At 71.2% G+C, this 13,513-nt stretch carries 16 protein-coding genes and 1 tRNA gene; 13 read left to right on the forward strand and 4 right to left on the reverse strand.

The features are described from left to right. Window positions 1-97 precede the first annotated feature (97 nt). Both ACIG0D_RS17690 and ACIG0D_RS17695 read left to right on the forward strand, forming a co-directional pair. Entirely contained in the window at window positions 98-394 is a 297-nt protein-coding gene (locus ACIG0D_RS17690; RefSeq protein ID WP_003991361.1) for a type II toxin-antitoxin system VapB family antitoxin, read from the forward strand. A 131-nt stretch (window positions 395-525) separates the two neighbouring features. After that, the gene (locus ACIG0D_RS17695; protein ID WP_399801959.1) at window positions 526-1,149 is read left to right on the forward strand and encodes a LytR C-terminal domain-containing protein; all 624 of its coding nucleotides are present in this window, start codon (window positions 526-528) and stop codon (window positions 1,147-1,149) included. A gap of 27 nt (window positions 1,150-1,176) precedes the next feature. Here the strand turns inward: ACIG0D_RS17695 and upp are convergent, their stop codons facing one another. Then, window positions 1,177-1,812: a uracil phosphoribosyltransferase gene (gene upp / locus ACIG0D_RS17700; protein ID WP_086167719.1), complete on the reverse strand. Its 636-nt coding sequence runs from the start codon at window positions 1,810-1,812 to the stop codon at window positions 1,177-1,179. Window positions 1,813-1,935: 123 nt separating this feature from the next. Between upp and ACIG0D_RS17705 the strand changes: the two genes are divergently transcribed. The 8 genes from ACIG0D_RS17705 (at window position 1,936) to ACIG0D_RS17740 (ending at window position 6,581) form a co-directional block, all read left to right on the forward strand. After that, the gene (locus tag ACIG0D_RS17705; protein WP_399801962.1) at window positions 1,936-2,142 is read left to right on the forward strand and encodes a hypothetical protein; all 207 of its coding nucleotides are present in this window, start codon (window positions 1,936-1,938) and stop codon (window positions 2,140-2,142) included. 301 nt (window positions 2,143-2,443) lie between these two features. Further along, window positions 2,444-2,986, forward strand: coding sequence for a hypothetical protein (locus tag ACIG0D_RS17710; protein ID WP_399801964.1), 543 nt, complete (start codon window positions 2,444-2,446; stop codon window positions 2,984-2,986). A 68-nt stretch (window positions 2,987-3,054) separates the two neighbouring features. Beyond that, a complete protein-coding gene (gene tadA, locus ACIG0D_RS17715; protein WP_399801424.1) occupies window positions 3,055-3,486 on the forward strand; it encodes a tRNA adenosine(34) deaminase TadA in 432 nt (143 codons plus the stop codon). 90 nt (window positions 3,487-3,576) lie between these two features. After that, a tRNA-Ser gene (locus ACIG0D_RS17720) sits at window positions 3,577-3,661 on the forward strand. A gap of 94 nt (window positions 3,662-3,755) precedes the next feature. Further along, a complete protein-coding gene (locus ACIG0D_RS17725) occupies window positions 3,756-3,935 on the forward strand; it encodes a hypothetical protein (protein ID WP_043502219.1) in 180 nt (59 codons plus the stop codon). Further along, window positions 3,932-4,225 carry a Dabb family protein gene (locus tag ACIG0D_RS17730; protein ID WP_399801427.1) on the forward strand — a complete coding sequence of 98 codons (294 nt, stop codon included), beginning with the start codon at window positions 3,932-3,934 and terminating at the stop codon, window positions 4,223-4,225. The genes ACIG0D_RS17725 and ACIG0D_RS17730 overlap by 4 nt, the downstream gene beginning before the upstream one ends. Before the next feature lie 170 nt (window positions 4,226-4,395). Next, window positions 4,396-5,241, forward strand: coding sequence for an RNA polymerase sigma factor SigF (locus ACIG0D_RS17735; RefSeq protein WP_365757229.1), 846 nt, complete (start codon window positions 4,396-4,398; stop codon window positions 5,239-5,241). Window positions 5,242-5,639: 398 nt separating this feature from the next. Next, the gene (locus ACIG0D_RS17740) at window positions 5,640-6,581 is read left to right on the forward strand and encodes an RNA polymerase sigma factor SigF (protein ID WP_399801430.1); all 942 of its coding nucleotides are present in this window, start codon (window positions 5,640-5,642) and stop codon (window positions 6,579-6,581) included. Window positions 6,582-6,737: 156 nt separating this feature from the next. On the opposite strand, the gene ACIG0D_RS17745 is transcribed toward ACIG0D_RS17740, so the two are convergent. Further along, complete coding sequence (locus tag ACIG0D_RS17745) at window positions 6,738-6,932, reverse strand: hypothetical protein (protein ID WP_365757225.1); 195 nt, start codon at window positions 6,930-6,932, stop codon at window positions 6,738-6,740. Between the two features lie 242 nt (window positions 6,933-7,174). On the opposite strand from ACIG0D_RS17745, the gene ACIG0D_RS17750 reads away from it, so the two are divergent. From ACIG0D_RS17750 to ACIG0D_RS17760, 3 genes are all read left to right on the forward strand, one after another. Then, window positions 7,175-7,696: a MarR family winged helix-turn-helix transcriptional regulator gene (locus tag ACIG0D_RS17750; protein ID WP_399801434.1), complete on the forward strand. Its 522-nt coding sequence runs from the start codon at window positions 7,175-7,177 to the stop codon at window positions 7,694-7,696. 13 nt (window positions 7,697-7,709) lie between these two features. Beyond that, the gene (locus ACIG0D_RS17755; RefSeq protein ID WP_399801437.1) at window positions 7,710-10,262 is read left to right on the forward strand and encodes an MFS transporter; all 2,553 of its coding nucleotides are present in this window, start codon (window positions 7,710-7,712) and stop codon (window positions 10,260-10,262) included. A 91-nt stretch (window positions 10,263-10,353) separates the two neighbouring features. After that, window positions 10,354-11,178 (forward strand): YceI family protein, encoded by an 825-nt coding sequence (locus tag ACIG0D_RS17760; RefSeq protein ID WP_399801439.1) that lies wholly within the window; start codon window positions 10,354-10,356, stop codon window positions 11,176-11,178. 7 nt (window positions 11,179-11,185) lie between these two features. Here the strand turns inward: ACIG0D_RS17760 and ACIG0D_RS17765 are convergent, their stop codons facing one another. Together ACIG0D_RS17765 and ACIG0D_RS17770 are read right to left on the reverse strand one after the other, a co-directional pair. Continuing rightward, a complete protein-coding gene (locus ACIG0D_RS17765; RefSeq protein ID WP_399801442.1) occupies window positions 11,186-11,944 on the reverse strand; it encodes a TetR/AcrR family transcriptional regulator in 759 nt (252 codons plus the stop codon). Between the two features lie 59 nt (window positions 11,945-12,003). Then, a complete protein-coding gene (locus ACIG0D_RS17770; protein WP_399801444.1) occupies window positions 12,004-13,476 on the reverse strand; it encodes an MFS transporter in 1,473 nt (490 codons plus the stop codon). Window positions 13,477-13,513: the final 37 nt, after the last annotated feature.

The following is a 13,513-nucleotide window of genomic DNA, read 5'->3' on the forward strand; positions in this document are numbered from 1 at the left end:
CCGGTTTCCGTTTCGCCCCGGTTCACGGCATCTTTTCCAGCGTCGCACTCCCTCTTCATGGCTGCGCCCGGAACGTCGGGACCGGTAGGCTTTCCGTGTGATCTTCAAGCGCATCGGAAACGGCCGGCCGTACCCCGACCACGGCCGGGACAGCACCCGGCAGTGGGCGGACGTGGCGCCGCGCCCGGTCCGCCTCGATCAGCTCGTGACGACCAAGCAGCAGCTCGACCTGGAGACGCTGCTCGCCGAGGACTCCACCTTCTACGGCGACCTCTTCGCGCACGTCGTGAAGTGGCAGGGCGACCTCTACCTGGAGGACGGCCTGCACCGCGCGGTCCGCGCGGCCCTCCAGCAGCGCCAGGTGCTGCACGCGCGCGTGCTCGAACTGGACTGACCCGCCCGCGGGGCGTTCTTGGCCCTTTCGGGTTCTTTCACCTTTCCCGCACGGCGTCGAGTGATCATCTGATAGGCATCGCCGTCCGGGCGCACTACGCTGCGCTCATGAGCATGCTGACTCCCCCCGGCATGGGCGGCCAGTACCGGATCACGGGGGACAAGTACCCGCGGATGCGCCGCCCCCGCAGGCGCGGCAAGCTCGTGCTGCTCGTCACCGCCTCCACCGCCGTCCTCGGCATGCTCGGCTGGGGCACCCTTCAGCTGATCGACGTCTTCACCGGCGGGGACGAGGCCTCCGCGACCGGTTCGAAGACCGCCTGCGCGACCCGCAGCCCGTCGCCCGGCGCGAGCCCGGCCGCCGCCACCGCGGTGCCGAAGCCCGGCGCCGTCACCGTGAACGTGCTCAACGCGACCACCCGCACCGGCCTCGCCAAGAAGACCGCGGACGAGCTGAAGAAGCGGGGCTTCCGCATCGGTGAGGTGGGCAACGCGCCCAAGGAGTACGACAAGAAGGTCAAGGGCGCCGGGATACTCCTCGGCCCCGCCGCCTCCCTCAACACCTCGCTGCCGGTGCTCGCCGCCCAGCTCCCGGCCGCCGAACGCCGCACCGACGCCGCCCGCAAGGGCGCCGCCGTCGACCTCATCCTCGGCGACGCCTTCAAGAACCTCGCCCCGAAGCCGGACGCCGACCGCACCCTGGCCGCGCTGACCAGGCCGGAGCCGACGCCCACGGCGTCGAGGAAGACCTGCTGAACCCTTCCGGGGGCCTGCGGCTGAGAACTACTCCGCCGACCCGTACATCCGGTCCCCCGCGTCGCCGAGGCCCGGGACGATGTAGCCGTGCTCGTTCAGGCGCTCGTCGACCGAGGCGGTCACGACCGTCACCGGCGTGCCGGCCAGCTCGCGCTCCATGACCTCGACGCCCTCCGGGGAGGCCAGCAGCACCACGGCGGTCACGTCGTCAGCGCCGCGCTTGATCAGTTCCTGGATCGCCGCGACCAGGGTGCCGCCGGTGGCCAGCATCGGGTCGAGGACGTACACCTGCCGCCCGGAGAGGTCCTCCGGCATCCGGGTGGCGTACGTGGAGGCCTGCAGCGTCTCCTCGTTGCGGATCATGCCCATGAAGCCGACCTCGGCGGTCGGCAGGAGCCGGACCATGCCCTCCAGCATGCCGAGCCCGGCGCGCAGGATCGGCACCACCAGCGGGCGCGGATGGGAGAGCTTGACGCCGGTGGTGCGGGCGACCGGCGTCTGGATGTCGACCTGCTCGGTGCGCACGTCGCGCGTGGCCTCGTAGGCGAGCAGGGTGACCAGCTCGTCGGCGAGACGGCGGAAGGTCGCGGAGTCGGTGCGCTGGTCGCGCAGCGTGGTGAGCTTGTGGGCGACCAGGGGGTGGTCGACGACGTGGAGACGCATGCCCTAACAGTAACCGCGCCCGCCGGCCCCTTCCGTTCGTCGCACGATCGACGCACGGTGGCGTCAAACCGCCCGTCCGGGGGAAAGTGGAGGGACGGACTGGGAGGTGTGCCTGTGCCCGAGCTGCCGGACCTGCCCGCGCCCGACCCGTCGGACGATCGGCCGGACGAGGGGTCCCGACCGGAGACCGACGCCGAGCGCCGCCGCCGGCGGGCGCAGTTCCTCCGGGAACTCGCCGAGGCGCGCGAACTCCGTGACCGCGTCCAGCCGCGCCGCGCGAAGGTGGCCCGGCTGCGCCACGCGATGCGTATGCGCACGTTCCGCTGGTAGCCGTACCGGTCCGCGCGCAGGTGGGAAGATCCGCGCCGCGTACGGACGTTGTGGGGGTGGGCTTGCGTGGACGGCGCCGAAACCCGCGTACGATCCGCAGGTGGCGGCAACGAGTCTGCTGGTGAGTCGTTCGCGGACGTGCGATCGAAACAGCCGGACACAGGGAGCCGAAGACGTCCCCTGAACGCTTTGTTTCTGCCACGATTCCGAGTGGGTGGGGCCGGAGCCCTGAACTCCCCGCCCGCAACCTCCGCCGGGGGGACCCCCAACCGGCACGCCTATGACCAGTGGGAGAGTCACGGTGTACTTCGCCGCACTGCTCGCGCGCACCGAAGACGGGTGGGAAGCGAGCGACACAGAGCTCGACGATGTGGAGACCCTGTCGGATCTGGCCGACCTGGCCCGGGAAGCCTCTCCCGACGAGGACACGGTGCTCGTCCTGATCGAACAGGAGGACGCCTGGTTCGGCGTCGTCCGGGTCGACGGCGAGGACGACCCCCGGATCTACGTCTCGGACGCCGCTGCGGCCGCCCGCAGCAGCTACGGCGAGATCCTGCTCACCGACGAACTGCTCGGCCGGGAGCCCGGCGACGACGACGCCGACCTCGACGCCCTCGACCTCGACGGCACCGAGGACGGCGAACCGGAGACCTTCGACGCCGACGCCGCCGACACGGCCGACGGCCCCGCCGGCGAGGCGGTGCCGCACGGACCGGTCGGCGACGGCGGGCTCCTGGAGGACCTGGGCATCGACGCCAAGGAACTGCGGGGCCTGAAGGGCGACGCGCTCAACACGATCGCCGACGCCCTCGGTGCCGCGGACGTCCTGGAGGCGGTGCGCTGACCGCCCCCGACGGCACCGGCGGCGCACCGGAGCCCGTGGACCCGGTGCGCGACCGCTGGCGATCCGCCATGCGTCTCGCCCTGGACGAGGCACGCGAGGCCGTCCGGGGCGGAGACGTCCCGGTCGGCGCGGTCGTCCTCGCGCCGGACGGTACGACGGTGCTCGCGACCGGCCGCAACGAGCGCGAGGCCACCGGCGACCCGACCGCGCACGCGGAGGTGCTGGCCATCCGCCGGGCCGCCGCGCGACTCGGCGAGTGGCGCCTCGCGGACTGCACCCTGGTCGTCACGCTGGAGCCCTGCACGATGTGCGCGGGCGCCCTCGTGCAGTCCCGGGTGGACCGGGTGGTCTACGGCGCCCGGGACGACAAGGCGGGCGCGGCCGGCTCCCTGTGGGACGTCGTCCGCGACCGCCGGCTCAACCACCGCCCCGAGGTGATCGAGGGCGTCCTCGCCGAGGAGTGCGCGCGGTTGCTCACGGACTTCTTCCGCGCCCGCTGAGCCCCGTGAGCCCGCGGTGGCTCCCGTGCGCCGGGGTGGTGCGGGAAACGGATTTCAAACCACGGCCCGGCGTGCTGTAAGGTCTCCCTCGGTAGCGTGTCCGAGCGGCCGAAGGAGCTCGCCTCGAAAGCGAGTGTGGCGCAAGTCACCGAGGGTTCAAATCCCTCCGCTACCGCTTGAGAAGGGCCCCGTCGTCAGACGGGGTCCTTCGTGCGATCATGAGCGCGGTCGACGCAACGTTCGTGGCAGGAGTGACAGGGGAGGCCGCGGTGGCGGTGAACGCCAAGAAGATCGCCGTCTATCTGGTCGTGGTCTTCGTGCTCTACGTGATCATCACGGACCCGGCCAAGGCCGCCGACTACGTGCAGATAGGCTTCGAGGGCATATCGGACGCCGCGGGGGCACTGGGCGACTTCGCGACGTGGGTCGCCAACGGAGGAAAGTCATGATCCGCCACCTGGTCCTGTTCAAGCTCGACGAGGGCGTCGACCGCGACGACCCGCGCGTGGTCAAGGGAGTCGAGGCGTTCCGCGCGCTCGACGGCAAGATCCCCGAGATCCGCTTCTGGGAGCTGGGCTGGAACCTCAGCGACCGCCCCGTCGCCTACGACTTCGCGATCAACTCGGGCTTCGACGACGCCGACGCGCTGCGCCGGTACGTGGAGCACCCGGAGCACCAGGCGGGCGTGGCGCTCTGGAAGGAGTTCGCCACCTGGGTGATCGCGGACTACGAATACTGAGCCGCGCATCCCCAGGGGGTGCCTCGCCCCCCTAGACCCCGGCCCTCCGCCGTCACGGCGGGGGGCTTTTTCGTGCCACTTATAGGGCCTTTTGCCCCAACTCATCCCCCAACACGGCGTTATGAGGTGCTTGCACACAGTGCACATGTCTTGTGATGCTATGACCGCTTTTGACGGATGAGTTGACCGATGAAGAGGTGGCGTTGACCGTGTCGGCCAGTACTGCGCCGCCCCAGGAGACCGCACCGCGCAGCCGCGGTGCCGACACCCGGGCCCTCACCCAGGTCCTCTTCGCCCAGCTCAAGGAGCTCGAGCCGGGCACGCCGGAGCACGACCGGGTGCGCGGGGCGCTGATCGAGGCCAACCTCCCGCTCGTGCGGTACGCCGCCGCCCGCTTCCGCTCCCGCAACGAGCCGATGGAGGACGTCGTCCAGGTCGGCACCATCGGACTCATCAACGCCATCGACCGCTTCGACCCCGACCGGGGCGTGCAGTTCCCGACCTTCGCGATGCCGACCGTGGTCGGCGAGATCAAGCGCTACTTCCGGGACAACGTGCGCACCGTCCACGTCCCGCGCCGGCTGCACGAGCTGTGGGTGCAGGTCAACAGCGCGACCGAGGACCTGACCACCGCCTTCGGGCGCTCCCCGACGACCGCCGAGATCGCCGAGCGGCTGCGGATCAGTGAGGAGGAGGTGTTGTCCTGCATCGAGGCCGGGCGGTCGTACCACGCCACCTCGCTGGAGGCCGCGCAGGAGGGCGACGGGCTGCCGGGGCTGCTCGACCGGCTCGGTTACGAGGACCCCGCGCTGGACGGCGTGGAGCACCGGGACCTCGTACGGCACTTGCTGGTGCAACTGCCGGAACGCGAGCAGCGCATCCTGCTGCTGCGCTACTACAGCAATCTGACCCAGTCACAGATCAGCGCGGAGCTCGGCGTCTCCCAGATGCACGTCTCCCGGCTGCTGGCGCGCAGCTTCCAGCGGCTGCGGTCGGCGAACCGGATCGAGGCCTGAGGCGGGGGACCGTCCCCGCAGACCTTCCAGGGGGCTCCGTAGGCCCCGCGAGGCGGGGCGCCGTGCGCCTTCCGGGGCGGGACACCCGTATGGAGGCGTTTGCGCACCCGGTGAATCGAACCGGCGCACAACCGAAAGCCTGATCCATCGATCACCGTCGCGAGCGAATCGCTCACCTGGGCGGTTGTGGGCGAACGCGTTCCGAAATGCCGTCAGACCCCTTGTTTCCAGGGCGTTTTCGCGTCTTGCATGTCGACATGTCACTACAGCGTGTTGCCGACATGTGACATTCTGCGGGAAGCGCGTTTGCCGGTGCCCCGGCGCCGGTATTCAGGTGAAGGCTGCGTTCCTCGGTGGGAGCGTCCGCCGCGACCGTCCCGCGACCCAAAGGGGGTGGCATGTCCGCAGACCAGGGCAGCTCGAAGGTGCTCACGCTCATGAAGAGCGAGGGAGCGACCGTCGAGCCCGACGTGCTCGACGACGTTACGGCCCTCGGGGCCGCGCCGGCCCCGGCCCTCCCGACGGCAGATGTCCCGGCGGATCTCCCGGCCGAGGTCCCGGCGCTGCCGGCCCCGGGGGACATCGACACCCGCACCCTGTCCCGCTCCCTGTTCCTGCGGCTGGCCGCACTCGACGAGGACAGCCCCGAGCGCGCCTACGTCCGGGACACCCTGATCGAGCTGAACCTCCCCCTCGTGCGGTACGCGGCGGCCCGCTTCCGCTCCCGCAACGAGCCGATGGAGGACATCGTCCAGGTCGGCACGATCGGTCTCATCAAGGCCATCGACCGGTTCGACTGCGAACGCGGCGTGGAGTTCCCGACCTTCGCGATGCCGACCGTCGTGGGCGAGATCAAGCGGTTCTTCCGGGACACCTCGTGGTCGGTGCGCGTGCCGCGGCGGCTCCAGGAGCTGCGGCTGGCCCTGACCAAGGCGAGCGACGAGCTCTCCCAGAAGCTGGACCGCTCCCCCACGGTCGGCGAACTCGCCGCGGTGCTGGGCGTGTCCGAGGACGACGTGGTCGACGGCCTGGCGGTCGGCAACGCGTACACGGCCTCCTCGCTCGACTCCCCGGCGCCCGAGGACGACGGCGGCGAGGGCTCCCTGGCCGACCGGCTCGGCTACGAGGACAGCGCGCTGGAAGGCGTGGAGTACCGCGAGTCCCTGAAGCCCCTGCTCGCCAAGCTCCCGCCCCGCGAGCGCCGGATCATCATGCTGCGCTTCTTCGCCAACATGACGCAGTCGCAGATCGGCGAGGAGGTCGGCATCTCCCAGATGCACGTCTCCCGGTTGCTGACGCGGACGCTGGCGCAGCTGCGGGAAGGACTCATCTCCGACTGACGCCGTGCGGTCCTCTTCTGACGGACCGCCGACCCAGCGGCACGGACTCGTGGCCGCCGAGGCGCCGTGATCGGCGCGTCGGCGGCCGTCGTGTGCCTGCCGTACTACATCCGTCGCACGGCTGTGGTGTGTCTGCCGTCCCCGAGGAACGGGTGGTTACTTCAGCGCGAGCCAGGCGACGGCGGCGACGATCGCGACGGCGACGACGACACCGATGATCAGACCGATCCGGGGGCCCGCCGGGGCGGACGCCTGCCGCTGGGCCTGGGGCGCCTCGTCGACGAACGCGCGGAACATCTGGGTGCTGCCTGCGGGGTCGTAGTTGCCCTGCGGGTTCTGGGTGTTGGCCATGCCCCGAGACCCTAGCGAAGAGACGGGAACGGCCCAAGGCCGGGGTTGCGAAGGGTCCACGCGGATCAGCACGGACGCGAGAGCGCGCCGGGTCCTCCCGTGACCGCTCCCACCTGCGCCTTTACAGTCGCCAATACTTGCCTTTGCCAAGTTTTTATGCCCCGCATGCCCGTTTTCGTTTGCCTGCGGCAACCATCCATTCCTATGGTTGCCCTAAGCAACAAACAATCGGGAGATGCCCTATGGCCGAGCAGGCGCTGTACGAGGAGCTGGTACGTCAGTTCAGTGCCTTCGGTGCCGTGAAGCGGGAGATGGGACGGATCCTGCCGTCCGACTGCCCCGCCGGCTCCGCCGCCGTGCTGACCCTGCTCGACCGGCACGGCGAGATGCGGATGAGCAGGCTCGCCGAGCTGCTGAGCGTCGACATGTCGGTGACCAGCCGCCATGTCGCCCACCTCGCCGAGCGCGGCTGGATCGAGCGCTCCCCCGACCCCGCGGACAAGCGCTCCCGGCTGCTGCACCTGACCCCGGCCGGCGAGGCGCAGCTGGACGAGCTGTCCCAGCGGACCACCCGGCTGCTCGCCGAGCGGCTGAGCGACTGGACCGACGAGGAGGTCGGCCAGCTCACCCGGCTCATGGCCCGGCTGCGGGCGAGTTTCGGCGACTGCCGCGCCGTACCGCCCCGGCCGCCGCTGCGGCCCCCCGCACCGCCTCAGGCCGCGCGGCCCGCTCCCACCACCCGTACACCCGCATCGACGACGTAAGAAAAGGAAGCCCATGGCAACGACCACACCAGCCGGTGTGCGGGCTCACGCCAAGCACGGGGCAGGCTCCCACTCCTCCGGCGGCGCTTCGATGACCCACCGGCAGATCATGGAGGCGCTCTCCGGGCTGCTGCTCGGCATGTTCGCCGCCATCCTCTCCTCCACGATCGTCTCCAACGCCCTGCCCGAGATCATCCAGGACCTCGGCGGCGGACAGAGCGCGTACACCTGGGTCGTCACCGCCGCCCTGCTGTCGATGACGGCATCCACCCCGCTGTGGGGCAAGCTGGCCGACCTGGTCAGCAAGAAGGCGCTGGTGCAGATAGCCCTGCTGATCTACATCGTCGGCTCGGTCGTCGCCGGTCTGTCGCAGAACAGCGGCATGCTGATCGGCGCGCGGGTGATCCAGGGCCTCGGCGCCGGTGGTCTCACCGCGCTCGCCCAGATCATCATGGCCGCGATGATCTCCCCGCGGGAGCGGGGCCGTTACTCGGGCTACCTGGGTGCGACGTTCGCGGTCGCGACGGTCGGCGGTCCGCTGGTCGGCGGTGTCATCACCGACACCGACTGGCTCGGCTGGCGCTGGTGCCTCTACGTCGGTGTGCCGTTCGCGCTGATCGCGCTGGTGGTGCTCCAGAAGACCCTGCACCTGCCGGAGAGCAAGCGCCGGGTGAAGGTCGACTGGGCGGGTGCCTTCTTCATCACCGCCGCCGTCTGCCTGCTGCTCATCTGGGTGACCTTCGCGGACGACAAGTACGACTGGCTGTCCTGGCAGACGTACACCATGGTCGGCGGCGCGATCGTGCTCACCCTCGTCTTCCTGTTCGTCGAGACGAGGGCCGCCGAGCCGATCATCCCGCTGCACCTGTTCCGCAACCGCACGATCGCGCTGGCCTCCCTCGCCTCGCTGTTCGTGGGTATCGCGATGTTCGCGGGCACCGTGTTCTTCAGCCAGTACTTCCAGCTGGCCCGGGACAAGTCGCCGACGATGTCCGGCGTCATGACGATCCCGATGATCGCGGGTCTGTTCGTCTCCTCCACCGTCTCCGGCCTGATCATCACCAAGACCGGCAAGTGGAAGGCGTGGCTGGTCACCGGCGGTCTGCTGCTGACGGCGGGCCTCGGTCTGCTGGGCACCATGCGCTACGACACCGACTACTGGAAGATCGGCGTCTACATGGCCGTCATGGGTCTCGGCGTCGGCATGATGATGCAGAACCTCGTGCTGTCCACGCAGAACCAGGTCGCCCCGCACGAGCTGGGCGCCGCCAGCTCCGTCGTCACCTTCTTCCGGTCCCTCGGCGGCGCGGTGGGCGTCTCCGCGCTGGGCTCGGTGATGTCGACCCGCATCACCCACTACGCCGAGGACACCATCGGGCAGCTCACCCCCGAGCAGCAGGCGGGTGCCGCCAAGGCGATGGGCACGGGCCAGATCCCCGACATGGACCTGCTGCCCGCCCCGATCCGCGGCTGGCTGGAGAGCGCCTACGGGCACGGCATCGCCGACGTCTTCCTCTACGTCACGCCGATCGCGTTCATCGCCTTCCTGGTGACCCTGTTCATCAAGGAGGTCCCGCTGCGGACCTCCGGCGCGCTGGCGCAGGCGGCGGAGGCCTCCGCCCCGGCCGAGGCGAAGGCGGAGACGATGGCCGAAGTGAGGACGGAAGCGAAGGCCGAGGCTCCCGCCGCCCCTGCGGAGAAGGTCCCGAGCTGGGCCACCGCCACCACCACCGAGGCCGGCCCCGAGGGCACGCGGCGGCACGCCGCCGTCGCCACGGTGGCCCCGCCCTCCGGGTCCGCCGGCGGGGGCATCCCGGTGCGCGGCCAGGTCCGCGGCGCCGAGAGCGCGCCCGTCCCGCAGGCCGCCGTCACGCTGATCTCCCTCTCCGGGCGGCAGCTCGGCCGGTCCGTCGCGCAGGCCGACGGCTCCTACGCGCTCGACGCGCCCGGCGCGGGCTCCTACGTCCTGATCGCCTCCGCCGACGGCTTCCAGCCGCAGGCGTCCACGATCGTCGTGAACGACGAGCCGGTGTCGTACGACATCCTGCTCAGCGGCACGAGCGGGCTGAGCGGTGTGGTGCGGGCCGCCGAGACCGGGCTGCCGGTGAAGGACGCGATGGTCGTCGTCACCGATGTGCGTGGTGATCTGCTGGCCGGCGCGGCGACCGGGGAGCAGGGCGAGTTCGGCTTCGCCGAGCTGGTGCCCGGCCCGGTGACCGTCGCGGTGAACGCCGCCGGGTTCCGGCCCCGCGCCCTGCCCGTCGAGGTGGGCGGCACCGGGGTCACCCGGGTCGAGATCGACCTCGACGCGGGCGCCCGGGTGCGGGGCGTCGTACGCGCCCCGCACGGTCCCCTCGCCGACGCCCGCGTGACGCTGGTGGACGCGGCGGGCAACGTCGTCGGCACGGCCACCACCGGGGCGGACGGGGCGTACGCCTTCACCGACCTGGACAGCGGCGAGTACACGGTCATCGCGACCGGCTACCCGCCGGTGGCGACCGGCCTGACGGTCGCCGGCGCCGGTGTCGACGACCACGACATCACCCTCGCCCACCCCGGCGAGTGACCGGACCCCGGCCCGTGGCGCGCGCTCTGAGCGGAGGCGCGCGCCACGGGCCGGTCTCAGTCATGCGAGAGCTTCGAAGGACACAGAGGACATGGGACTGACCGCGAGGATCCGTACCCGGGACGGATGGGCCGTGTCGCACGCGGTCGTCACGCTGACCGACATGACCGGTACGCAGGTGCTGCGGGCCGAGGCGGACGCGGAGGGAGTCGTGCGCGACACGACCGCGCTGGCGCCCGGGGCGTACACGGTGATCGTCACCGCCGTCGGGTACGCGCCGCACGCCGCGAGCGCGCTCGTCACCGTGAGCGGGCGGGCCGAGGTCGGCACGGTGACGCTGGCCCGGCAGGGCGGGGGTTCCGAGCTGCCGCCGCCGGGGCCGTGGACGATCGACCCGGCGCACTCCAGCGTCGCCGCCGTCGCCCAGCACCTGGGCATCTCCAGCGTGCACGGGCGGTTCACCGAGTTCGGCGGGGCGATCGAGATCGCGCCGGACGACGTCGTGAAGTCGCGGGTGGAGGCGGTGATCCGGGCCGCGTCCATCGACACCGGCAGCGGTATGCGCGACACCCATCTGAGGTCGGCGGACTTCCTGGACGTCGAGCGGTTCCCGGAGATCACCTACCGGTCGACGGGCCTGTCGGTGGCCGGCCCGGACCGCTGGACGGTCCACGGCGAGCTGGGCATGCACGGTGTCGTACGCCCGGTCGACCTGGACCTCTCCTACCTCGGCACCGGCGCCGACCCATGGGGCGGGACGCGAGCGGCGTTCCGCGCGACGGCGCAGCTGCGGCGCGAGGACTTCGCCATGAACTACAACCAGGTGGTCCAGGCGGGCATCGCCGCGATCGGTACGACCCTGCGGGTGGAGCTGGACATCCAGGCGGTCCGGGGGGAGAGCCTGCCCCGGCCGTAGGCCGCGCTCAGCCGCGTTCGACCATCGCCTCGATGCCCGCGATCAGGAGGTCGAGCGCGTAGGAGAAGTCGCGGTCCAGCATCTCCGCGACGGTCTCGCCGCCCCGGGCCGCCATGATGTCCTTCGACTCCTGGAGGAACTCGCCGGTCCGGGGCACCTCGCTCACCGTGCGCATGGCCTGCTCATAGAAGCCGTCCGGGGTCTGACCCGTGTCGGCGACGCGGGTGTAGAAGTGGCCCTCGATCGTGCCGTAGCCGTAGACGAACTGGAAGACGGCGACGATCGCGCTCGTGATGCGGTGGGCGGGCATCCCGGTCCGGCGGATGATCTGCTGCACCACGCGGGCGAACGCCAGGTTGTTCGGACCGATGTTGAGGAACCGGCCGACCAGCGGGGACGCCCAGGGGTGGCGCACCAGCAGCGCCCGGTACTCCGCCGCCAGCGCCCGCAGCTGCGCCCGCCAGTCCTCGCCGGACTCCGGGTCGGGCAGCCGCAGCTCGCCGAAGGCGGCGTCGAGGGCGAGTTCGAGGAGGTCGTCCTTGGTGTCGACGTACCAGTAGACGGACATGGCGGTGACGTCGAGCTCGGCGGCCAGCCGCCGCATGGAGAACTTGTCCAGCCCCTCGGCGTCCAGCAGCCGCACGGTCACCTCGGTGATCCGGTCCCGGTCCAGCCCGGACGGCTGCCCGCCGCCGCGCCGGCGGCGTTCCCTCTCCTCCAGCCAGACGCTGGCCCGCGCCGTACGTTCCCCAGCGTCCCTGGCCATGACTCTCCTCACGCTCCGATGCAGGTCATGCTAGGCGCCCGGCGACACCGCCCGGGCTGCTAGGCATCTTCCCGCTCGGCCCTGCGCAGCAACGCCGCGGCGACCACGCCACCCAGCAACACGGCCACCGCGCCCACCAGCTGACTGACCGACAGCCCGTCGGCGTACGCGTCCACCACCCGGTCCCGTTCCGCCGCGGAACCGGCCGCCGCGAGCGCCACCGGCAGGGACACCGCCGCGAAGCGCGCGTTCAGCACCGCCCCCAGCACGGCCACCCCCAGCCCGTTGCCGAACTCGGCCAGCGTGCCGTTGACGCCGGCGCCGACACCCGCCTTCGCCGGCGGAATGGAGCTCATGATCGCGTGCGCCATCGCGGGGTTGGCGACCGCGCAGCCCACGCCGATCAGCACCAGCCCGAGCAGCATCCCGCCGTACCCGCCGGAGCCCAGCGTCGCGATCGACACCAGGCCGCCGGACATCAGCACCATGCCCAGCAGGACGGAGACCGGCGTACCGAGCGCGGTGGTCCACTTCGCCGACAACCCGGAGAAGTTGAGCGCCACGACCGCCAGCGCCAGCGGCGCCGTGCGCAGCCCCGCCTCCAGCGGGCCGTAGCCGAGGACGAACTGCAGATGCTGGGTGAGCAGGAACAGCGCGCCGCCCATCCCGAAGGTGATCAGCACCGCTCCGGCGACCGCGCCGGTGAACCGGCGGTTGCGGAAGAAGTGCAGGTCGAGCATGGGGTACGGGATCCGGCTCTCCCACCGGGCGAACACCGTGAGGACGACGGCCGCGACGGTGGCGCCGGCCAGCACCCGCCCGGACGACCAGCCGTGCTCCGGGCCGGAGATGATCGTGAAGACCAGCGACGACATGCCGATGGTGGAGAGCAGCGCGCCGAGCAGGTCGGGCCGGTCGCCCTGCGGGTTCTTGGACTCCGGTACGAGTGCGACCACGGCGGCCAGGCCGAGCGCGGCGACCGGCAGGTTGATCAGGAAGATGGCGCCCCACCAGAAGTGGTCCAGCATGAACCCGCCGACGAGCGGCCCGGTGGCGAAGCCGAGCGCGTTGACCGCGCTCCAGATGCCGATCGCCTTCGGGTGCTCCTCCGGGGCGAAGATCTGCATGGCCACCGCGAGGGTGGTGGTCAGCAGCAGCGCGCCGCCGACGCCCATGCCCGCCCGCGCGGCGATCAGCTGGGCGGTGGAGTCGGCGAGGCCGGCGACCAGGGAGCCGATGCCGAACAGCGCCAGGCCGAGGATCAGCATCTTCTTGCGGCCGTAGCGGTCGGCGGCGCTGCCCGCGGTGAGCAGCAGGCCCGACTGGACCAGCGAGTAGGCGTTGATCATCCACTGGATGTCGGAGGTGGCGGCGTCCAGTTCCTCGGTGAGGGACGGGATGGCCACGTTCAGGACGGTGTTGTCGAGCAGCACCGTGAGCTGGGCGAGACAGATGACGCCGAGGATCAGCCAGCGCTGCGGGTGGCCGCCCTGGGTGGCGGGTGGGGTCTGCACCGGGGAGGTCGAGGACATGCTGTACACCGTATAGGCGCCCCTATACGGTGTACAG

The organism is Streptomyces sp. NPDC052773, assembly GCF_044547145.1.
Classification (GTDB): domain Bacteria; phylum Actinomycetota; class Actinomycetes; order Streptomycetales; family Streptomycetaceae; genus Streptomyces.